General features: G+C 66.6%; 16 protein-coding genes. 12 read left to right on the top strand and 4 right to left on the bottom strand.

Annotation, left to right across the window (positions count from 1 at the left end):
- The first annotated feature begins 115 nt into the window (after positions 1–115).
- Both CVUC_RS05765 and CVUC_RS05760 read left to right on the top strand, forming a co-directional pair.
- Entirely contained in the window at positions 116–1930 is a 1815-nt protein-coding gene (locus tag CVUC_RS05765) for an alpha-amylase family glycosyl hydrolase (protein WP_164468151.1), read from the top strand.
- Complete coding sequence (locus CVUC_RS05760; RefSeq protein ID WP_164468150.1) at positions 1906–3549, top strand: alpha-amylase family glycosyl hydrolase; 1644 nt, start codon at positions 1906–1908, stop codon at positions 3547–3549. The genes CVUC_RS05765 and CVUC_RS05760 overlap by 25 nt, the downstream gene beginning before the upstream one ends.
- Here the strand turns inward: CVUC_RS05760 and CVUC_RS05755 are convergent.
- Positions 3546–4634 (bottom strand): LacI family DNA-binding transcriptional regulator, encoded by a 1089-nt coding sequence (locus tag CVUC_RS05755; RefSeq protein ID WP_096033685.1) that lies wholly within the window; start codon positions 4632–4634, stop codon positions 3546–3548. The genes CVUC_RS05760 and CVUC_RS05755 overlap by 4 nt on opposite strands.
- 246 nt (positions 4635–4880) lie before the next feature.
- Here CVUC_RS05755 and CVUC_RS05750 point away from each other — a divergent pair, with 246 nt between their 5' ends.
- From CVUC_RS05750 to CVUC_RS05740, 3 genes are all read left to right on the top strand, one after another.
- Positions 4881–6392, top strand: coding sequence for an MFS transporter (locus CVUC_RS05750; protein ID WP_164468149.1), 1512 nt, complete (start codon positions 4881–4883; stop codon positions 6390–6392).
- Positions 6393–6425: 33 nt separating this feature from the next.
- Entirely contained in the window at positions 6426–8741 is a 2316-nt protein-coding gene (locus CVUC_RS05745; protein WP_096033683.1) for a glucan 1,4-alpha-glucosidase, read from the top strand.
- Between the two features lie 123 nt (positions 8742–8864).
- Positions 8865–11210, top strand: coding sequence for a methyl-accepting chemotaxis protein (locus tag CVUC_RS05740; protein WP_096033682.1), 2346 nt, complete (start codon positions 8865–8867; stop codon positions 11208–11210).
- Here CVUC_RS05740 and CVUC_RS05735 read toward each other — a convergent pair.
- Complete coding sequence (locus CVUC_RS05735; protein ID WP_010920141.1) at positions 11207–11536, bottom strand: hypothetical protein; 330 nt, start codon at positions 11534–11536, stop codon at positions 11207–11209. The two genes, CVUC_RS05740 and CVUC_RS05735, sit on opposite strands and share 4 nt — an antisense overlap.
- A 193-nt stretch (positions 11537–11729) precedes the next feature.
- Here CVUC_RS05735 and CVUC_RS05730 point away from each other — a divergent pair, with 193 nt between their 5' ends.
- The 7 genes from CVUC_RS05730 (at position 11730) to CVUC_RS05700 (ending at position 18592) form a co-directional block, all read left to right on the top strand.
- Positions 11730–12224, top strand: a complete 495-nt coding sequence (locus tag CVUC_RS05730) for a GAF domain-containing protein (protein WP_096033681.1) — start codon at positions 11730–11732, stop codon at positions 12222–12224.
- A gap of 94 nt (positions 12225–12318) precedes the next feature.
- A complete protein-coding gene (locus CVUC_RS05725; RefSeq protein WP_096033680.1) occupies positions 12319–13470 on the top strand; it encodes a GNAT family N-acetyltransferase in 1152 nt (383 codons plus the stop codon).
- Positions 13470–14390: a glycosyltransferase family 2 protein gene (locus tag CVUC_RS05720; protein WP_096033679.1), complete on the top strand. Its 921-nt coding sequence runs from the start codon at positions 13470–13472 to the stop codon at positions 14388–14390. The genes CVUC_RS05725 and CVUC_RS05720 overlap by 1 nt, the downstream gene beginning before the upstream one ends.
- Positions 14276–15310 (top strand): hypothetical protein, encoded by a 1035-nt coding sequence (locus tag CVUC_RS05715; RefSeq protein WP_124743071.1) that lies wholly within the window; start codon positions 14276–14278, stop codon positions 15308–15310. Before CVUC_RS05720 ends, CVUC_RS05715 begins: the two co-directional genes overlap by 115 nt.
- Positions 15311–15349: 39 nt before the next feature.
- Positions 15350–15874 (top strand): flavin reductase family protein, encoded by a 525-nt coding sequence (locus CVUC_RS05710; RefSeq protein ID WP_010920136.1) that lies wholly within the window; start codon positions 15350–15352, stop codon positions 15872–15874.
- Positions 15875–15949: 75 nt separating this feature from the next.
- Positions 15950–17446 carry a CoA-acylating methylmalonate-semialdehyde dehydrogenase gene (locus tag CVUC_RS05705; RefSeq protein WP_096033677.1) on the top strand — a complete coding sequence of 499 codons (1497 nt, stop codon included), beginning with the start codon at positions 15950–15952 and terminating at the stop codon, positions 17444–17446.
- A gap of 177 nt (positions 17447–17623) precedes the next feature.
- Complete coding sequence (locus tag CVUC_RS05700; RefSeq protein WP_096033676.1) at positions 17624–18592, top strand: M15 family metallopeptidase; 969 nt, start codon at positions 17624–17626, stop codon at positions 18590–18592.
- A gap of 11 nt (positions 18593–18603) precedes the next feature.
- Here the strand turns inward: CVUC_RS05700 and CVUC_RS05695 are convergent, their stop codons facing one another.
- Entirely contained in the window at positions 18604–20010 is a 1407-nt protein-coding gene (locus CVUC_RS05695) for a serine hydrolase domain-containing protein (RefSeq protein WP_096033675.1), read from the bottom strand.
- Between the two features lie 236 nt (positions 20011–20246).
- Positions 20247–20984, bottom strand: a complete 738-nt coding sequence (locus CVUC_RS05690) for an endonuclease III domain-containing protein (protein ID WP_096033674.1) — start codon at positions 20982–20984, stop codon at positions 20247–20249.
- Positions 20985–20992: the final 8 nt, after the last annotated feature.

The raw sequence follows: 20992 nt of genomic DNA, 5'->3' as shown, positions 1-20992 counted from the left end.
GTGCGCAAATCCCCCCAAGTTGACGGATTGACAGGTTGCCAATCGGGCTGCAAATTCTTGCAAAGAATTGCAATGCTGCTCGCAAGTCGGGGCGCGCATTGAGGGGAGGGGAGCGATGTCGGCCTTGACGCCTTGGCGGCGGACGCTGCTGGCCATGACGGCCGTGAGCGCGCTCGGCATGGGCGCCATGACGACGGCCGCCGCGGCGGCTCCCGATCCCTACCTTCAGCGCAAGCCCCAGGACGAGGTGATCTACTTCGTCCTGCCCGATCGCTTCGAGAATGGCGACGCGACCAATGATCACGGCGGCCCCGCCTTGGGGGCGCTGGTCGACGGCTTTGATCCCGCGCGCGCGGGCTTCTATCACGGCGGCGACCTCAAGGGTGTGACGCGGCGTCTGGACTATATCCAGGGCCTGGGGGCGACCGCCGTCTGGCTGGCGCCGATCTTCGTGAACCGGGCCGTGCAGGGGCCGCCCGGCCAGGAATCGGCCGCGCATCACGGCTACTGGATCACCGACTTCACCGACGTGGATCCGCACCTGGGAACCAAGGCCGACTTCAAGGCCCTGGTCGACGCGGCCCATGCGCGCGGCATGAAGGTCTATATGGACATCGTCGTGAACCACACGGCCGACGTCATTCAGTACAAGGAATGCCCGGACAACCGCTGCGCCTATCGCGGCGTCTCCGACTATCCCTATGTCCGCCGCGGCGGGGTCGACGGGGCGCCGATCAATGACGGCTTCGACGGCAAGGATTTCAGCAAGCTCAAGCGCCCGGACTGGGCCTATACGCCCTATGTCCCGCCCGGCCAGGAACGCGCCAAGACGCCCGCCTGGCTCAACGATCCGATCTACTATCACAATCGCGGTGACAGCACCTTCGCCGGCGAGAGCTCGCTGCTGGGTGACTTCGCCACGCTCGATGACGTCTTTACCGAGCACCCGCGCGTGGTCGAAGGGTTCATCGAGGTCTATGGCCGGTGGATCGACGAGTTCGGGATCGACGGCTACCGCATCGACACCGCTCGCCATGTGAACCCGGAGTTCTGGCAGGCCTTTGTTCCGGCCATGCTCGCGCGCGCCAAGGCCAAGGGTATCGAGAACTTCCACATCTTCGGCGAGGTCTTCGACGCCGACGTCGCCACGCTGGCGCGGCATGTGAAGGTCGACAAGCTGCCGACGGTGCTGGACTTCGCCTTCCAGGCGGCGGTGACCGATGTCGCGCTTGGCCGCGCCGGACCCGACCGGCTGGCCAGTGTCTTCGCCGGGGACGCCGTCTATGAGGGCGGCGAGGCCACGGCGCGCCAGCTGCCCACCTTTCTGGGCAATCACGACATGGGCCGCATCGGTCACTTCGTGCTGAAGGCCCATCCGAAAATCGGCGATGACGCGCTTCTGGCGCGGGTCACCCTGGCCAACGCCATCATGCTGACCGCGCGCGGCGTGCCGACGATCTACTATGGCGACGAGCAGGGCTTCACCGGCGACGGCGACTATGCCGACAGCCGCGAGGACATGTTCCCGAGCCAGGTGGCCAGCTACAACGACAATCGCCTGGTCGGCTCGAGCGCCAAGGGGCCCAGGTCCGCCTTCCAGACGGACAGCGTGCTCTATCGCCGCATCGCCGCGCTCGCCAAGCTGCGGAGCATGACGCCCGCATTGCGCGAGGGGCGTCAGGTGACGCGCATCGCCGAGGGCAAGGCCGGCCTGCTGGCCTTCTCGCGGCTGATGGCGGGAACCGAGGTGCTGGCCGTCTTCAACACTAGCGACAAACCGATCAAGGCGCGCGTGCCGGTCGAGATGGGCTCTGCGGCTTGGAAGAGCCTGCACGGCGCCTGCGTCTCGAGCGCCGCCGCGCCAGGCAGCTACGCCGTTGAGTTGGCGCCGTTCGACTACATGATTTGCGTTTCCGAGGGACGATCGTGACAGTGCAGCTACTTGAGCGCCCCGATGCGGAGACCTCGATGAACGCCGAATGGTGGCGTGGCGCCGTCATCTATCAGGTCTATCCGCGCAGCTTCGCCGACTCGAACGGCGACGGTGTCGGTGACCTGCCGGGGATCACCGCTCGCCTCGATCACATCGCCTCGCTGGGCGTCGGGGGCGTGTGGCTGTCGCCGTTCTTCGCATCGCCGATGAAGGACTTCGGTTACGACGTCTCGGACTATTGCGATGTGGATCCGATCTTCGGAACCCTGGCCGATTTCGACGCCCTGATCGCGCGGGCCCATGACCTCGGCCTGAAGATCATCATCGACCTTGTGTTCTCGCACACCTCGGACGAGCACCCCTGGTTCGTCGAGAGCCGGCAGGACCGGTCCAACGCCAAGGCCGACTGGTTCGTCTGGGCCGACGCCAAGCCCGACGGCAGCCCGCCCAGCAATTGGCAGTCGGTGTTCGGTGGTCCCGCTTGGACCTGGGACGCCCGGCGCGGCCAGTACTACATGCACAACTTCCTCAGCAGCCAACCGCAGCTGAACCTGCACAATCCGGCGGTCCAAGAAGCCCTGCTGGCCGTCACCCAGTTCTGGATCGACAAGGGCGTGGACGGCTTCCGCTTCGACGCCATCAACTTCTCGATGCACGATCCGAAGCTGACCGATAACCCGCCCCTGCCGCCGGGCGGCAAGCGCACGCGGCCGTTCGACTTCCAGGACAAGATCCACAACCAGAGCCACGCCGATATTCCGAAGTTCCTCAGCCGCCTGCGGGCGCTGACCGACGCGGCGGGCGGACGCTTCTCGGTGGCGGAAGTCGGCGGCGACCACGCCGAGCGCGAAATGAAGCTGTTCACGGCCGGCGAGGATCGGCTGAACAGCGCCTATGGCTTTCTCTATCTCTACGCCGACAAGCTGATCGGCGAGATGATCCCGCAGGGCGCGGCCATGTGGCCGGGCGAGGCGGGCGAGGGCTGGCCGTCCTGGACCTTCTCCAACCACGACGCCCCGCGCGCGGTGTCGCGCTGGGCCGAGGGGCGCGATCGCAAGGCCTTCGCCGAGCTGTGCCTGCTGCTGCTGATGGGCCTGCGGGGCAATGTGTTCGTCTACCAGGGCGAGGAACTGGGCCTGCCCCAGGCCCATGTGCCGTTCGAGCGGCTGCAGGACCCTGAGGCCATCGCCAACTGGCCCCAGACCCTGGGCCGCGACGGGGCCCGCACCCCGATGCCGTGGGTTTCAGGCGCATTGAACGCCGGCTTCTCTGGCGTCGAGCCCTGGCTGCCCGTCGATCCGGAACATCTGCCTCTGGCGGTCGACGCGCAGGAGGCAGATCCGGCCTCGACGCTGAACGTCGCGCGTCGCCTGATCGGCCTGCGTCGCGCCTATCCGGCCCTGCGCACCGGCGCGATCACCTTCAGCGACACCAACAGCCCGCTGCTGATCTTCCAGCGCGGCGAAGGGGCGGACGCGGTGCTGCTGGCGTTCAACCTGGGCTTTGAGCCGGTCGCATGGTCGCTGCCCGATGGCTGGACGCTGATCGACGGCGTCAACCTGGGCGGTGAGGGGCAGATGCCGGCGTGCGCGGGGCTGATCGCGCGGCGGGGCTAGCCCCCGCAGCTTTCCCGAATGATCAGATCCGTTGGCACGCGCTCGGACCGGCTGGCGCGCTCGCCGCTGTCGAGCAGCTTGGAGACCATCAGCTTGCCGGCCTTGGTCGTGTCCTGAGCGATGGTCGACAGGGCCGGGCTGGCGTAGCGGCTGAACGGCACATTGTCGAAGCCGATCACCGAAACGTCGCCCGGAACCGAGAGGCCCGCATGCTTCAGGGCGCGGATCGCGCCCAGGGCGATCAGGTCCGAGGCGGCGACGACGCCGTCGAACGTGATGCCGTGATGGATCAGGCTGTCGACTGCGGCTTCGGCCGACTCGACCTCGAAGTGGGCCGGGACGATCAGGTCGGGATCTATGCCCAGCTTGGCGTGCTCGAGCGCGTCGAGATAGCCGCGATGGCGCTGCATGGCTTCGGGGGCTTCGGTATCGCCCAGGAAGACGATGCGCTTGCGGCCCAGGCGCTGCAGGTGAAGCGTCGCGCGACGCCCGCCCATGACGTTGTCCGATCCGACCGAGCAGTAGTTCTGGTCAGGCAGTTGCGCGCCCCAGACGACAAACCGGTTCTCCGTTTCGGCCAAGCGGTTGAACGCCGCGTGCAGCGAGCTCTGGCCCAGGAAGATCACGCCCTCGGCCCGGCTGGTGGTCATGGCCTCGGACAGGTCGTCGAAATTGGTCGGCGCGATGTGGGAGAGGATCACGTCGCAACCCCGCTCGCGAGCCGCCTCGCCGACGCCGGCCAACAGTTCCAGGAAGAACGGGTCCGACATGCTGCTGCCCCGGCCCTGGGGGCGCGGGGTGACGATGGCGATGGTCGCCTCCGCGCCGATCGGGCCGGCGGGCATGTAGCGACGGAACGGGTAGTCCATCTCGCGCGCCAGCTTCCAGATCAGCTGCTTGGTGCGCTTGTTGACCGCCGGACTGTCGTTGAGGGCGCGCGAGGCGGTCGAGATCGAAACGCCCGCCAACTTGGCCAGGTCTTCCAGTCGCGTCGCGCCCTTGCTCACCCCGAACTCGCCCCTAATGCAAAGATTTCTGCAAATTTTTTCAGAGCCCCATAAGGCGCGGTTTGTCCGGCTTTGCAAGAGCAGGGCGGCGGCTTCGGATCGAAATTCATCTTTGAAAACTCTTGCAAAGAGTCGCCGTTCTCCCTTGTGGTGCTAAGTCGGATCACTGGGTCAGTCAAAGCGCATCGTGCCGAAATTGGTCAAGCAATCATGCATTTTACGTTGCGTGTGGCGTCCGCGCGTGCGCAAATGCCGCCTGCAAAGCGAGATGAAAAATTTTGCGAACCAGCCGGGCCAGCCGGTGGTCGGAGTGGCGGAGGATCGATGGCCAGGCAAAGGCTCAGTTTCCTGCAGATCTGGAACATGTGCTTTGGCTTCTTCGGAATCCAGATCGGTTTCGGCCTGCAGAACGCCAACACCAGCCGCATCTTCCAGTCTCTCGGCGTGGATGTGAACCACCTGGCCATCCTGTGGATCGCCGCGCCGGCCACCGGCCTGCTGGTTCAGCCCATTATCGGTCATTTCAGCGACAAGACCTGGGGGAGGTTCGGGCGTCGTCGCCCCTACTTCTTCTGGGGCGCGATCCTGACGACCCTGGCCCTGCTGGTCATGCCCAACTCGCCCACGCTGTGGGTGGCGGCGGCGGCGCTGTGGATCATGGACGCCTCGATCAACATCACCATGGAGCCGTTCCGCGCCTTTGTCGGCGACAACCTGCCTGACGAGCAGCGCGCCACCGGCTACGCCATGCAGAGCTTCTTCATCGGGCTGGGCGCGGTGTTCGCCTCGGCCCTGCCGTGGATGCTGACCAACTGGTTCGACGTGGCCAACACCGCGCCCGCCGGCCAGGTGCCGGACTCGGTGCGGATCGCCTTCTACACCGGCGGCGCCGGCCTGCTGCTGGCGGTGCTGTGGACGGTGTTCACCACCCGCGAGTACAGCCCCGAGCAACTCACCGCCTTCGAGAAAGCCGAGCGCGAGATCGCCGGGCTGGGCCTGCATGAGGAGCCCGAGCCGTCGGTCAACGCCTACATCGCCTTGGGCGTCGGCGGCGTTCTCCTGGGAGCGGCCCTGGCGCTCATTGTCTGGGGTGCGGGCCTGGAGAAGGAGCTCTACGTCCTGGCCGGTCTGCTGTTCGCTTTCGGTCTCGCGGGCGTGGCGGGGGCCTGGCTCAAGCGGATCGGGCGCACCGACAACGGCTTCTCCGAAGTGCTGGCCGACGTCTTCCGCATGCCCAAGACCATGCGCCAGCTGGCGGTGGTGCAGTTCTTCTCATGGTTTGGCCTGTTCGCCATGTGGATCTACACGACGCCCGCCGTGGCGACGATCCACTTCGGCGCGGTCGACGCGTCTTCGAAGGCCTATAACGAGGGCGCCGACTGGGTCGGCGTACTGTTCGCCGTCTACAACGGTGTTGCGGCGCTCGCCGCGCTGGTGATCCCGCTGATGGTCAAGGTCACCAGCCGTCGCGTCAGCCATGCGGTGTGCCTGGGCCTTGGCGCGCTGGGCCTCTTGTCGTTCCTGGTGATCCGCGATCCTGGCCTGCTGTGGATCGGCATGGTGGGCGTCGGCTTCGCCTGGAGCTCGATCCTGTCGGCCCCGTACTCGATCCTGGCCGGGGCGCTGCCGGCGCGGAAGATGGGCGTCTATATGGGCATCTTCAATGTGTTCATCGTCGTTCCGCAGCTGCTGGCCGCCACGCTGCTGGGACTGATGCTGAAGACCTTCTTCGGCAATCAATCGATCTTCGCCCTGGTGCTGGGCGCCTTGTCTTTCGCGCTGGCCGCCGCCGCGACCTTCCTGGTCCGTGACCGCGTCGCCGGCGCCCCCGCCTGACCCCTTTCCTTCAAGCCTGACGAGGTCCTCGCCATGCGCACGTTGAAAACCTTCGCCCTGGCCTCGGCCGCGACCCTGATCGCCACCGCCGCCCAGGCCGCGCCTACGACCTGGGCCTATTCGGCCAAGACCGGTGTCGGCGCCTCCTATGAGGCCTATGTCGACGGCGCCTACAAGGCCGGCGGCAAGACCGGGGCGGTGTCGAAGGTCTGGTTCTCGATCGCCGACGGCGTCCTCACCGAGACGATGTACGGCCTGATCCATGAGGCGCAGATCAAGCAGATGCGCGTCGCCGTCGAGACGGCGAGCGGCCTGGCCATTGAGGGGGCGGATACGACCTCCAAGACCGAGTATCTGCATGTGGACGCCGCCGGCCGGCCGCTGTCTCCGGCCTACAAGATCACCACGACCGATCGCCAAGGCCGGTTTGTCATCGAAAAGCGCATCTTCACCGATCCCGACCGCAATGCGCTGTTCGTGCGCGTGACGGTGACGGCCCTGAAGGGCGCGGTCACGCCGACCCTGCTGCTGGAGCCGCACATGGCCAACACCGGCGGTGGCGATGTGGGCGCGGCCTCGGCCTCGGCGCTCACCGCCCACGAGGGCAAGGCGTTCCTCAGCCTGAAGGCCAGCAAGCCCTTTGCGAAAGCCTCGGCCAGCGTTCTGAAGGATGGCGATGCTCTGGCGGCTTTGAAGGCGACCACGACTTCGGCCAAGGGCGCGATCGTGCTGGCCGGAGAGCTGCCCAAGGTCGCCAAGTCCGAGACCTTTGATGTGGTGATCGGCTTCGGCGCAGACGCCAAGGCCGCCGACCAGACCGCCGCCGCGACGCTGAAGACGGGCTACGCCGAGGTCCTGGCCCGCTACAACGGCGAGGGCGCGCATGTGGGCTGGGAGGACTATCTGGCCTCGCTGAATGAGTTGCCGCGTCTGCGCGAAGCGTCCGAGGACGGCGGCAAGCTTCTCCAGGCCAGCGCCCTGATGCTCAAGGTGCAGGAAGACCGCACCTACGCCGGCGCGCTGATCGCCTCGCTGTCCAACCCCTGGGGCGACACGGTCGACGCGACCAAGTCCTCGACAGGTTACAAGGCCGTCTGGCCGCGCGACTTCTATCAGTGCGCCATGGCCTTGGCGGCCCTGGGCGACAAGGAGACGCCGCTGGCGGCCTTCCACTATCTGCCCACGGTCCAGGTCGGGCCCAAGACGCCGGGCAACAAGGGCGACGGCGGCTGGTTCCTGCAGAAGTCGCACGTCGACGGCACGCCCGAGTGGGTCGGGGTCCAGCTCGACCAGACGGCCATGCCGATCATGCTGGGCTGGAAGCTGTGGACGTGGGGCTGGCTGCCGGACGCCGAGCTGAAGGCGTTCTACGGCAAGATGCTGAAGCCGGCGGCCGACTTCCTGGTGAAGGGCGGCACGGTCAATCTGGATTGGAACACCGCGACCATCACCCCGCCGTTCACCCAGCAGGAGCGCTGGGAGGAGCAGGGCGGCCACTCGCCCTCGACGACCGCCGCCGTCATTGCGGGCCTGGTGGTCGCGGGCGACATCGCCGAGGCCGCCGGCGACGCCGGCTCGGCCACGCTCTATCGCCAGACCGCCGACGACTACGCCGGCCGGCTCGAGGCCCGGATGGTCACGACGAAGGGGACCTTCGGCGACGGCCACTATTATCTGCGCCTGAACAGCGACCAGGACCCGAACAACAAGAGCCCTGTGGAGGCGCGCAACGGACAGGCCCCGGTGGCCGAGGATAAGATGCTGGACGCGGGCTTCCTGGAACTGGTGCGCTATGGCGTTCGCCGCGCCGATGATCCGGCGATCCTGGCCAGCCTGCCGGAGATTGATGACGAGGCCCTCGAAGACCTCTACCGCGTTCGCTACAGCTTCACGTTCCCTGGCGTGGAGGGCAGCTTCCCCGGCTGGCGCCGCTACGGCGTCGACGGCTACGGCGAGGACACCAAGACCGGCGCGAACTACGGCGCCGACAACCAGATGCGTCCCGGCCAAAGGGGCCGGGTGTGGCCGATCTTCACCGGCGAGCGTGGGCACTACGAGCTGGCCTTGGCGGGCCTCTCGGGCAAGCCCGATCCCACCGCCGTGCAGAAGATCCGCGATACCTACGTCAAGGCGATGGAGTTGTTCGCCAACGAGGGACTAATGATCCCCGAGCAGGTCTGGGACGGCGTCGGGGCCGACAGCGCTCATGGCTATGTCCGGGGCGAGGGGACCGATTCGGCCACGCCCCTGGCCTGGAGCCACGCGGAGTACGTCAAGCTGCTGCGATCGGTCAGCGACGGGCAGGTCTGGGACAACTATGCGCCCGTAAAGGCGCGGTACGCGCGCTAGAGGGGCCAAAAAGTGCGCGACAATGTCGCGGTCGCGCATTCTCGAGACGTGGTTAACGGGCCTTTAGGCATTGGGCCGTGAACTTGAGCGTAATCGCCTAGTTCATGGCCGGAGGCCTTTGTTATGAAAGCGTTCCGTCGACTGACCATCGCCTGGAAACTGGTCCTCGTGGCGGGTCTTGCGATCGGACTCCTGCTTGTCGCCGCGGCTGTGGCGGTGTCGTCTCACACCAGCGCGATCGTTTCACAGCTCACCAATCAGTACGCCGGGGCGGTGGCGGACGAGGCGATTGAGCAGGTGACGGCCGACATCAACGCAGCCGCGGCGGCCGCCAAGGCCATGCAGGGGTCGATATCCGCGGCGCATGAGGCGGGGTTGACCGAACGCGACAAGTTCATGGCGCTGGTCAAGCCGAACGCCATGGCCACCAAGAGCGTCATGGGCGCCTGGCTGATGGCCGAGCCCAATGGGCTGGACGGCAAGGACGCCGATCACATCGGCGACGCGGCGACCGCGTCCAACAAGGATGGTCGCTTCTCGGTCTACTGGGTCAACGACGCGGGCCAGCCCACACTGGAGCTGCAATCCGACGGCTCGGATTTCGCCGAAGACTATTACAACGACACGGCCAAGAGCGGTGAGCCGCGCCTGACCGAGCCCTATTTCGACAGCATCGCCGGCAAGCAGGTGGCGATGACCTCGGTGGCCTATCCGGTCAAGTCGGGCGGGCGCATGATCGGCGTGGCCGGCCTGGACATGTCGCTGGACAATCTGTCGACGGCGCTGGGGCAGATGCATCCCCTCGACGGCGGACGGGTGATGCTGCTGTCGTCGGCGGGGCAGTGGGTGGCGCACCCTGATCCCGAACAACGGATGAAGCCTTACGCAGACACCGGCGCCGACGCCGTGCGGGGCGTCTTGGCCGGCGGCGCCGCTGTCGAGGTCAAGGGCGTCGCCGATGGCGACACGCCGATGATCCGTATTGTCCGGCCGATCGCCATTCCCGAACTGAACGCCCGCTGGGCGCTGGTCATGGATGTTCCGGCGGCGGCGATCACCGGTCCCGCCGATCGCTTGGCCAAGATCCTATTCGCCGGTGGCGTGCTGATCACCCTTGCGGTTCTGGCGGCCTTGTTCCTGGCCAGCGCAACCCTCGTGAAGACCCCGCTGACCGGTCTGACACGCTCGGTCGATAAGCTCAGCGCCGGACGCTATGACGACGCTGTGCCGGGCGTGGATGGCGGCGATGAGATCGGCGCGATCGCGCGCGCGCTCGATGGTTTCCGCCACGATCTGGCCGACGGCCAGCGCCGGCGCGCCGAGCAGGAGGCCGAGCGGGCCGCCGCCGAGATCGAACGACAAAGGCACGCCGAGGAAGCGGAAGCCTTCGCCCAGGCGCAGGCCCGATCTGTCGCCAAGCTCGGCGAAGGCATGGAGCGCCTGGCCGATGGCGACCTGATCTGGCGCATGCGCGAGGAGGAGTTTCAAGGCGACGCGGTCAAGATGCCGCGTGACTTCAACGCCGCGGTCGAGAGCCTGCAGGCCACCATGGCGGGCATCCTTACCGCCGCGCGCAGCATCAAGAGCGGTTGCGCCGAGATCAGCATCGCCGCAGACGATCTGGCCCAGCGGACCGAGCGACAGGCCGCTGGCCTTGAGCAGACCGCCGCAGCCCTGGACCAGATCACCGCCACGGTGCGCCGCAGTTCGGAAGGCGCCGAGCGGGCCCGTCAGGTGACCATGACCGCCAAGGCCGCCGCCGAGCGCAGCGGCGCGGTGGTCGAGGAGGCGGTCGAGGCGATGGGCGGTATCGAGCGGTCTTCGCAGTCGATCACCCAGATCATCGGGGTCATCGACGAGATCGCCTTCCAGACCAACCTTCTGGCCCTGAACGCCGGCGTCGAGGCGGCGCGCGCGGGCGAGGCTGGTCGTGGTTTCGCGGTGGTCGCCCAGGAAGTGCGCGCCCTGGCGCAGCGCTCGGCGGACGCCGCCAAGGAGATCAAGGGCCTGATCAGCGCCTCGACCCAGCAGGTCGGCAAGGGCGTCAAGCTGGTCGGCGAGACCGGCGAGACCTTGCGCGAAATCCTGGTTCAGGTGGCCGAGATCAATGAACTGGTCGGCGAGATCGCCGCTTCGTCCAAGGAGCAGGCCGTTGGTCTGGCCGAGGTGAACCAGGCGGTGAACCAGATGGACCAGGTCACCCAGCAGAACGCCGCCATGGTCGAGCAATCTACGGCCGCCAGCCATGCGCTGTCGAACGAGGCTGCTCAGCTGGAACGTCTGATCGCTCGCTTCCAGGTCGGCGCGGAAGTCCACGAGCTGCAGACGCGCTCCGAACGTCCAGCCATCTCCACGTCGCGTCCGGCCACCGCTCCGACGCGCGAGAGCTTCCGGCAGCGCTACGTGCAGGGCGCCAACGCCCTGAAGGTCGCCCCCAGCTCCCGTCCCGGGGAATGGGAAGAGTTCTAGGCCTGACCGCTCTCAGCCGTGCGCAGGGCGAAACGGAGCTCTGACAGAGCGATACCGTTCTGGGCCTTCTCGGCTTCGCGAACGCTGACCAGGAGCTCATTCATGCCATTGGCGACGGCCCAGTCCCAATGGGCGTGACCTGGGGTCGCCACACGGCTGATGTCGGCGGCCGATTCAAGGTGCAGAACCGTGCGTCCACCGTCCGCGTCGCGGCGGCAGAAAGCAAAGGCGCCTTCCCGCCGCACGAACCGGCCATCGTGGTGATAGAGGCTCACGAAGCGCACGTCCGGTTCGCCAAAAGCGCTTGATCCGTCGGCCATGCTCAATCCCCTCTACGCGCCCGGCGGTCGTCCGGGTCACCTTGCGTTGGTCACCGTCGCGGGATTCGCGGCGCGGGCGGAAGGGCGCCTCTTCGACGATCCACAGGGACGTGGACCGGGGCTTGGGGTCAGGCGCTACGCCCTGAGGAATTCTGCGCCGCCCTCTGACATATCGCGAAGGCCACGCTATATCCGCGCCATGGCCGAAGCGTTCAACGACATCACCCTCTCCGCCGATAAGGCCACCCGCTACGCCGAGGTGGCCGACGAGATCGCGTCCGTTCTGGATGGCGAGCCGAACCTGACCGCTCGCATGGCCACCGTGGCCTCGATGCTGGCCAACAGCTTCGACAGCTATTTCTGGGCAGGCTTTTACGTGGTCGATCCCACCAAAGAGCGCGAGCTGGTGGTCGGGCCGTATCAGGGCACACTGGGCTGCCTGCGGATCGCCTTTGGTCGCGGTGTTTGCGGCGCGGCGGCGGCGACAGGCCAGACCCAACTGGTGCCGGACGTGCATGCCTTTCCCGGACACATCGCCTGCGATGGTCGTTCTCAGAGCGAGATCGTTGTCCCGGTGTTCGACCCGGATGGCCAGCTGATCGCGGTGTTTGACGTCGACTCCGACAAGCCTGCGGCCTTTGACGAGATCGACCAGGCGTGGCTGGAGAAGATTCTGAAGGCGACCTTCGGCTGATACCCATTTTGCGTTGATGGGCCCAGGAATGGCCTGTCGATTGCAGCCGGCGATCCATCTTTCCCTAACCCGCGTCGGAGTAGGACAGGTGGACATGCTGGACGTCGAGACCATCCATCCGAGCTTTCTGAGCCCCGCCGACGCGGCGCTGTGGCGCAGCCTTGCCGCTTCGGCGGAGGGCTTTGGCAATCCGCTTCTGGGGCCTGAGTTCGCACAAGCCGTTGGAAAGGTTCGCGAAGACGCGCGTGTCGCGGTGATCCGTCGCGGCGGCGAAACCGTGGGCTTCCTGCCGTTCCACCGGCGGCCGGGGGGGCGGGCGCGTCCGATCGGCGCGCCGCTCTCCGACTATCATGGCCTTGTCTCGCGTCCCGATGCGGGACTGCGGATCAGCGACGTCCTGCGCGCCGCCGAGGTCAGCGTGTTCCGCTATTCGGGTCTGATCGATCCCCACGCCGTGTTTCCGACCTCGCCCGAGACCGATCGCACGGCCTATCTGATCGACCTGACCGGGACGACCGTCGAGGCCTATCTGGAGGCCGTTCGGGCCGAGAGCCCGAAGAAGATCAAGAACTATCGCCGCCTCGACAACAAGCTGGACCGGGAGATCGGTGCGGTGCGTCTGGTGGCGAGCGACTTCTCGCGAGACGCTTTCAATCTGCTGATCGACTGGAAGCGCGAACAGCTTGCCCGAACGGGCGCCCATGATTTCCTGCGCGCCGACTGGACGCGCGAGCTGTTGGCGGACCTGTTCACGACGCGGAGCGGCGCGATGCAGGGGTTGATGATCAACCTCTATGCCGGCGATACCCTGGTGGGCGGGCACTTTGGCATCCGACAAGGCGCGACCTATCACCCCTGGATCGCCTCGACGAACCCGGAGATGGCCGCCTGGTCTCCGGGGCAGATCTTCTTCCTGCGGGCCATCGCGGCCATGCCGGGAATGGGCCTGACGCGCTATGATCTTGGTCCCGGCCATGATCACTACAAGCGGGCCTATGGCCTGCGCACCGTTCAGATCGGCGAGGGCGCGGCGACCGCCGCCAATGTGGCCGGTCGCGTCGCGCATTCCATGGAGAGTGTCTGGAATCTGGCGGGCGCGCACGGCGCGGGCCCTGTCGGTCAACTGCGTCGTCGCATGGACGCCATCGCCAGCACCGAGCTGACCATGACGGGGCGCGTCCGCGGCTTTGTCGAAGCCGTGGCGGCGCGGGCGCAGCGCGGGCGCGGAGAGCACACGGAGGCCTGATGGCGCGCGTCACGGTCATGATCCCGACCCAGAGACGCCCCGACGGCCTGGCCGTCGCGGCGCGCTCGGTGTTTGGCCAGGTCGGCGTCGATTTCGCCGAGCTTGAGCTGGTGATCGTCGACAACGACCAGGTTCCTTCGGCCAAGGCGGTGGTGGATGCGCTGAGCAAGGGCGCGCCGTGCCCGGTGATCTATGTCAACGAGAAGCGGCCCGGCGTCGCCTTCGCGCGCAACGCCGGCATGGCGCGCGCGTCCGGTGACTTCATCGCCTTTCTGGACGATGATGAGGAAGCGCCCAGTGGTTGGCTGGCGGCGCTGCTGGCCGCCCAGGAACGCTACGACGCCGACGTCGTGTTCGGGCCGGTCAAGGCCCGCGCGCCGGCCCATATCGACCAGCACCGGGACTATCTGGAGCGCTTCTTCTCGCGCATCGGCCCTGCCGAGGCGGGCGTCATCGACTATCATTATGGCTGCGGCGACAGCCTGATCCGGCGCTCGGCGCTGCCCGATCCGGTCGCCCCCTTCGCGGTCGAGCGCAACTTCATCGGCGGCGAGGACGACCTCCTGTTCGGCCACATGGGCGCAGCGGGCAAGCGCTTCGCCTGGGAGCCGGCCGCCTGGGTCTGGGAAGATCCGGTCCCGTCGCGGCTGAACCTCGGCTACACGATCCAGCGGGCCTTCGCCTACGGCCAGGGCCCCTCGGCCCACTGCGCCGCCGCCGTGCCGCGCGATAATCTGGGCGTCACCCGCTGGATGGTCATCGGTCTGGGCCAGGCCGCAGTCTTCGGTCTCGTCGCCGCAGTGAAATGGGCCGTCCGCGCCAAGGACCGCGCCGAGTGGCTGGACCGCGCCGCCCGGGGTCTGGGCAAGACCTTCTGGTGGGGACCCTTCAAGATCCAATTCTACGGGAGGACCGCGTGAGCGTGATCACCGACTGGACGCCGGAGAAGGCCAAGGCCTTCGGTCGCGAGAACCTGACGTTCCAGCACGCTCTGCACGAGCGTCCGATGTTCGATGATGAAGGCCTGGCGCGTCTGCTCGACCTCTATCCCCGCGACAAGCTGGGCGTCTTCACCATGGGCGAGGATCCCAAGGCCTGGACGACCTGGCGCAAGGGCTCGGCCGGCAACCTGACCGGCGACCAGCTGCTTGAAGCGGCCAAGACCGGCCGCATCTGGCTGAACCTGCGCCAGACCAACGATCATGTGCCCGAGTACGCGGCCCTGGCCGACGAGATCTTCGCCGACAAGGAAGCGCACGTGCCTGGCCTGCGCACCTTCAAGCGCGACCTTGGCATGTTGATCTCCAGCGCCAATGCGCAGGTGTTCTATCATCTGGACGTGCCGCTGGTGTCGCTGTGGCAAATCCGGGGCCAGAAGAAGGTGTGGGTCTATCCGGTGGCCGATCCCTATGTGGGTGATCTGGCGCTGGAGAAGATCGTGCTGCGCGAGACGGCCGAGCAGTTCGCTTTCGATCCCGAATGGGACAAGGGCGCCCAGGAGGTCGATCTGACGCCGGGCAAGATGGTCACCTGGCGCCAGAACGCCCCGCACCGGATCGAGAACGGCCCGATGCTGAACGTCTCGATCTCGATCGAATTCATGACCCCGCCGGCCCTGATGCGGGCCAATGTGATCTACGCCAACGGTGTCTTGCGGCGGCGTCTCGGCGCCAAGCCACGCGTCCAGGAGGGCTTTGGTCCGACGGCGCTGGGCAAGCTGGCGGTGGCGCGCGGCGCCAAGGCCCTGGGCCTGCAGACGCCGCATGTGCGGCATCTGCCGGTCACCTTTGGCCTGGATGCCAGCCAGCCGGGCGTCTTGATCGAGCCGCCACGACCCTAAGGCTTGCCCGTCGCGCCGCTTTGCCCCACTGCTTAGCCGATGAGTAAAGCGGTTACGATCGAACTGGGGGAGGGCGCCGAGCACGACGCCCGGGCCCTGCGCAATGCGTTTGGATGTTTCACGACGGGGGTCACCGTCGTCACCACGCTGGCCCCTGACGGCCGCCGGGTGGGCCTGACCGCGAACTCGTTCACCTCGGTCTCGCTGGATCCGCCGCTGGCGCTGATCTGTGTTGACCTCAAGTCTTCCAGCCTGCCGGCGCTGGACGCGGCGCAGAAGTTCGCCGTCAACGTGCTGCACGCTGAGCACCAGCAACTGGCCCGCCAGTTCGTGCAGAAGGAAACGGATCGCTTCGCGGGCCTCGAGACCGAGACCTGGCGCACCGGCGTTCCGATCCTGCCCGAATGCATGGCCAATTTTGAATGCGAGACCCATCACGCCTTCGACGCCGGCGATCACCGGGTCTATGTCGGCCGGGTGGTCAAGCTTCGGTATGACCCCGACCACGAGCCGCTCGTGTATCTGCAAGGGCGGTTCCGCCGCGTGCACGTCGACGCGGAGTAGCTTGGCAGAATTTCGCGCGATACGGCGTGAACCTGGGGTGCTATTGACGCGCAAAACAGCGTTAGGGAGCGCATTATGCGAGACATCGCCCATTTCGTGAACGGCCAGACCCTGGTCGGCGCCTCCGGCCGCTTCGGCGACGTCTTCAATCCCAACACCGGCGAGGTCCAGGCCCGCGTTCAGTTCGCGACTGACGCCGAGCTCGACGCCGCCGTCCAGGTCGCCGCCAAGGCGCAGGTGGGCTGGGCCCAGACCAATCCGCAGCGCCGCGCCCGCGTGATGTTCGAGTTCAAGCGCCTGATCGAGCGCGACATGAACACCCTGGCCGAGATCCTGTCGTCCGAGCACGGCAAGGTCATCGACGACAGCAAGGGCGACATCCAGCGCGGCCTCGAAGTCATCGAGTTCGCCTGCGGCATCCCCCACATCCTGAAGGGCGAATACACCGAGGGCGCGGGCCCCGGCATCGACGTCTATTCGATGCGCCAGCCGCTGGGCGTCTGCGCGGGTATCACCCCGTTCAACTTCCCGGCCATGATCCCGATGTGGATGTTCGGCATCAGCATCGCCGTCGGCAACACCTTCATCCTCAAGCCTTCGGAGAAGGACCCGACGGTGCCGGTCAAGCTGGCCGAGCTGATGATGGAAGCCGGCGCGCCCGCCGGGGTGCTGAACGTCGTGCATGGCGACAAGAGCGCCGTCGACGCCATCCTGACCCATCCGCTGATCCGCGCGGTCAGCTTCGTCGGCAGCTCGGACATCGCCCACTATGTCTACCAGACCGGCACGGCGCACGGGAAACGCGTCCAGGCCATGGGCGGCGCCAAGAACCACGGCATCGTCCTGCCCGACGCCGACATGGACCAGGTGGTCAAGGACCTGTCGGGCGCGGCCTTCGGCTCGGCCGGCGAGCGCTGCATGGCCCTGCCGGTGGTGGTCCCCGTTGGTCAGAAGACCGCCGATGAGCTGCGCGAGCGCATGGTCGCCGAGATCGCGTCCTTGAAGGTCGGCGTCTCCACCGATCCCGACGCCCACTACGGCCCGGTGGTCAGCGCCCAGCACCGCGACAAGATCGCCGACTACATCCGCATCGGTCAGGAAGAGGGCGCCGAGCTGGTGGTCGACGGCCGCGGCTTCCAGCTGCAGGGCTTCGAGAAGGGCTTCTTCATCGGCCCGTCTCTGTTCGACGGCGTCAAGAAGGGCATGAAGACCTATCACGAGGAGATCTTCGGCCCGGTGCTGCAGATCGTCCGCGCCGAGACCCTGGAAGAGGCTATGGCCCTGCCGTCCGAGCACCAGTACGGCAATGGCGTCGCCATCTTCACCCGCAACGGCCGCGCCGCGCGCGAGTTCGCCGCGAACGTCAATGTCGGCATGGTCGGCATCAATGTGCCGATCCCTGTGCCGGTGGCCTATCACACCTTCGGCGGCTGGAAGCGCAGCGCGTTCGGCGACACCAACCAGCACGGCGTCGAGGGCGTGAAGTTCTACACCAAGGTCAAGACGGTCACCGCCCGGTGGCCCGAGGGCGAGGTGGCGGATTCGAGCTTCGTCATCCCGACGATGAAGTAGTCTTCTTCCTTGTGTCATCCCGGAAGCCTCGCAGAGGCTATCCGGGACCCAGGGGGTGACAGAGCTCTGTGCGCGCTGCCCCTGGGTCCCGGCTCTACCCCCGGCTTTCGCCGGGGTTCGGCCGGGATGACACCTGAGGTTATGGTGCGCCTTGAATTTAGGTCGGGGAGACGCCCTATGCGTGATCTTGCGCGACGATCCTTCCTGGCGCTCACCGCTGCGGGGCTGGCCGCGCCCGCCGCCTTCGCTCAGAGCCGCGCCGAACAGGCCGCGATCGGGCAGTACGGCGACAAGGCCGCGCCCTTCACCGTCTTCGAGAGGGACGGCGCGCTGTACATCGACGGCGAAGGCTTCAAGGCCGCGCGGTTGAACGCTCTGGGCGGTGGCCGCTACGCGATCGCCGGTGGCGGCGAACTGATCCTGGAAGCGGGCGCGGTGCGTCTCAACGGCAAGGTTCTGGCCTTCCACGATTTCGGCGCCGAGGTCGAGGCGGCGATCCGCAAGGCCGTCCGGGCCGATCCCGCCCTGCTGCGCCAGCGTGCGCTGGCGGCCACCCCGCCCACCGAGACGGGCGACAAGCTTGCCTCCGACCTCGTCGATGTCACGACGATCACGCCGGGGATCAAGCTCGACATCCGTTATGCGGGCGCGAACAACTTCATGGGCATTCCGCTCTACGAGAAGTCGGCGGCCTATCTGCAGCGCCCGGCGGCCGAGGCCCTGGGGCGTATCCATCGCGCTCTGTCGGCGAAGGGCTATGGCCTGCTCATCCACGACGCCTATCGCCCCTGGTCCGTGACCTGGATGTTCTGGGAGGCCACGCCGCCCGAGGCGCGCATCTTCGTCGCCGATCCCGCCCAGGGCTCGCGCCACAACCGGGGCTGTGCGGTGGACCTGACCCTGTACGACCTCAAGACCGGCCAGCCGGTCGAGATGCCCAGCCGCTATGACGAGTTCTCGACCCGCGCCTATGCCGACTTCGTTGGCGGGACGACCAGGCAGCGGGCCCTGCGCGGCGTGTTGCGCGAGGCCATGGAGGCGGACGGCTTCATGGTCCTGCCTGATGAATGGTGGCACTTCGACTACCGCGACTACGCGCGCTACCCGATCGGAACAAAGACGTTCACGCAGCTAGCGGCGGGGTAGGGGCAATCCACCTACTGCAGCGAAAATCGATCCGCTGCGAACTGAGCGATCGAACCCGCCAGAAACGGCGGCGCCGTGTTGCTGAGCGTCACAACGACGCCTTCGCCGCCGTTCAGGATTCGCAGGTCGCCGTTCATGCCTGGCGCACCGCCGCCGTGTCCGAGAGTAGGTATGTCGGATGGCAGGATGTACAGGCCATAGCCGTACTTTCCACCCCGGCCGTCTTCGGCCTGGACAGCGGTCATCATCTTGAGATGGGTCTCGTCCAGAAGCCGGCCATCGAAGAGCGCCATGGCGAACTTCAGGAAATCCTCCGCCGTCGAATAGCCGCCGCCGGCCGAGGTGCCGCGCCAGGGCAAGCTCCCGGCTGGCTTCCAGATTCCGCCCACCAGTTCATAGGCTACGGCTCGATCAGGCACTGGCGTTGTCTCCGGCGCGAAGCCGCTGCCCGAGATGCCGGCTGGTTTGAAGACATGGTCACTGACGTAGTCATAGTAGCTCTGGCCTGAGACCATCTCGACGACCCGACCCAGCAGGATGAAGCCATAGTTGGCGTACTCGTGCCTTGCGCCAGGCTCGAAATTTGGTTCGCGGGCACCGTAGAGGACAACGTAATCCTGCAGCGTCCGCAGGTTATCGCGGTTCTTCTCGTAGTCCGGACCGAAGAAATCGCCGGCGCCGCCGGTGTGGGTCAGCAGTTGGCGCACAGTGACTTTCTTGGCCCAGGCGGCGTTGGGATAGTCCTTCAGATAGGTGATCAGCGGCGCCTGAAGGTCGATCTTGCCAGCCTGGGCCAATTGCAGGACGGCGACTGAGGTGTGCATCTTGTTCATCGAGCCAACGCGAAACTTAGTCGCCTGGGTGATTGGGGTTTTTCGGTCGCGGTCGGCCAAGCCCTGGGCGAAAGCGATGAACGGCTTGCCCTTGCGGGCGATCAGCACGACGCCAGAATAGTTCTCGCCCATCATGGCCAATTTTCCGGCGACGGCCTTGGTGAGCGCGGCGTCGTCGAGCCGGGGGACGGCTGCGATGTCGGATGGACGCTGGACAGGGCGCGCGCCCAGCATCTTGATCTGTGTGGGCGCGGCCGGATCGGTCTCGATCTGAAGCCGGGCGAAGCCTTCGCTATGGCGCTCGCGTACGAGCGCCGTAAGCGTAGTTGGTGTGGCCGCCTCTATCTTCACGAGGTCGAAGCCGCCGACTTGGCGCCCGAAGCCCACGAAACCGTCCGCGTCGAGCGGAGATGCTGGAAAACGGTCTTTGATGAACGCTGCAGCCTTGGCCTGGTCGCGCGAGTTTAGCGCCTCAAGATAAGCTTTCGCCGCTTCCCCGACAGAGGTCGATGGCAAAACGACCTGGGCGAGAGCAAGGGCGGGCAGTGCGAGTCCGGCGAGAACGCTGGCGAGAAAGAGGCGCATCGATCGATCCACTTGAGGTTGGCCGATGTTCGCCGTGAATTCTATGGATGTATAGGCGGGTTCAGGTCAGGGGCGAGAGTTGGTCCACCGTCTAGAAGGACGAAATGTGCCCTATGCCCGACCCGGGCGCTTCAACATCAATGCTCCTATGCAATTCCGCCCCTCCCAACGTCTCGCCGGGACGGTCGGAACAGCGATGACGCTTTCCAGTCAGCGGAGTGAGGGACGGGGAGGCTTCATCCTTGCCCCGCTGTCCTCGGTCGCCAGGCCAGCACCTCTGCGCTGTGACCCACGTCGACCTTGGCGCACATCGCCTTCACCGGACACGCCCCGCACTTCGGTCCCTCGTGCGGGCAGAGCATCTGCCCCAAGCCGCGCTTCATCAGCCAATGCAACTCGAAGAGATCGTCCGCCGTCCAGCTCGCCGGCGCCATGGCCATTAGCGTGTGATAGGTGTTGGTCGTGTCGCCCGAGCCCACCAGGCCGATGCGCCGGGCGACGCGGTCGACGTGGGTGTCGACCACCAGGGCCCGCATGGCCAGGTCGCTGAAGTTCAGCACGCAGGCGGCCACCTTCACGCCCACGCCGGGCAGGGCCTGCAGTTCCCAGCGGGCCTGGTCGACCTCAAGCGTCTTGAGGTGGCTCAGCGACAGCCAGCCGACCTTCTCCTGGATCATGCGCAGGGCGGTGGTCAGGCGGCGGGCCTTGTCCTCCGGAAAGGTGACGTCCTGGATGGCCATGGCCACGCGCGCGGGCTTGGCCTCCGCCAGATCCTCCCAGCTCTTGAACTCGGCCCGCAGGCGCAGGAACGCCGCCCACGACACCGCATCGGGCGTTCGGCCGCTGATCGACGACTTCACCAGCTGCGAGATGGGGTCCATGCGCGCCACCGGGCGCTGAGGCCCAAACTCGCACAGGAGAGCGTCCCGCACGCTTTCCAGCGGTGACCGGGCCAGGGCTAGGGACAGCTGCATGGAACCTC

Origin of the sequence: Caulobacter vibrioides, from assembly GCF_002858865.1 — a bacterium.
Lineage (GTDB): Bacteria > Pseudomonadota > Alphaproteobacteria > Caulobacterales > Caulobacteraceae > Caulobacter > Caulobacter vibrioides.
Note: the sequence above shows the minus strand (reverse complement) of the source record. Positions and strands in the feature narration are given on the sequence as shown.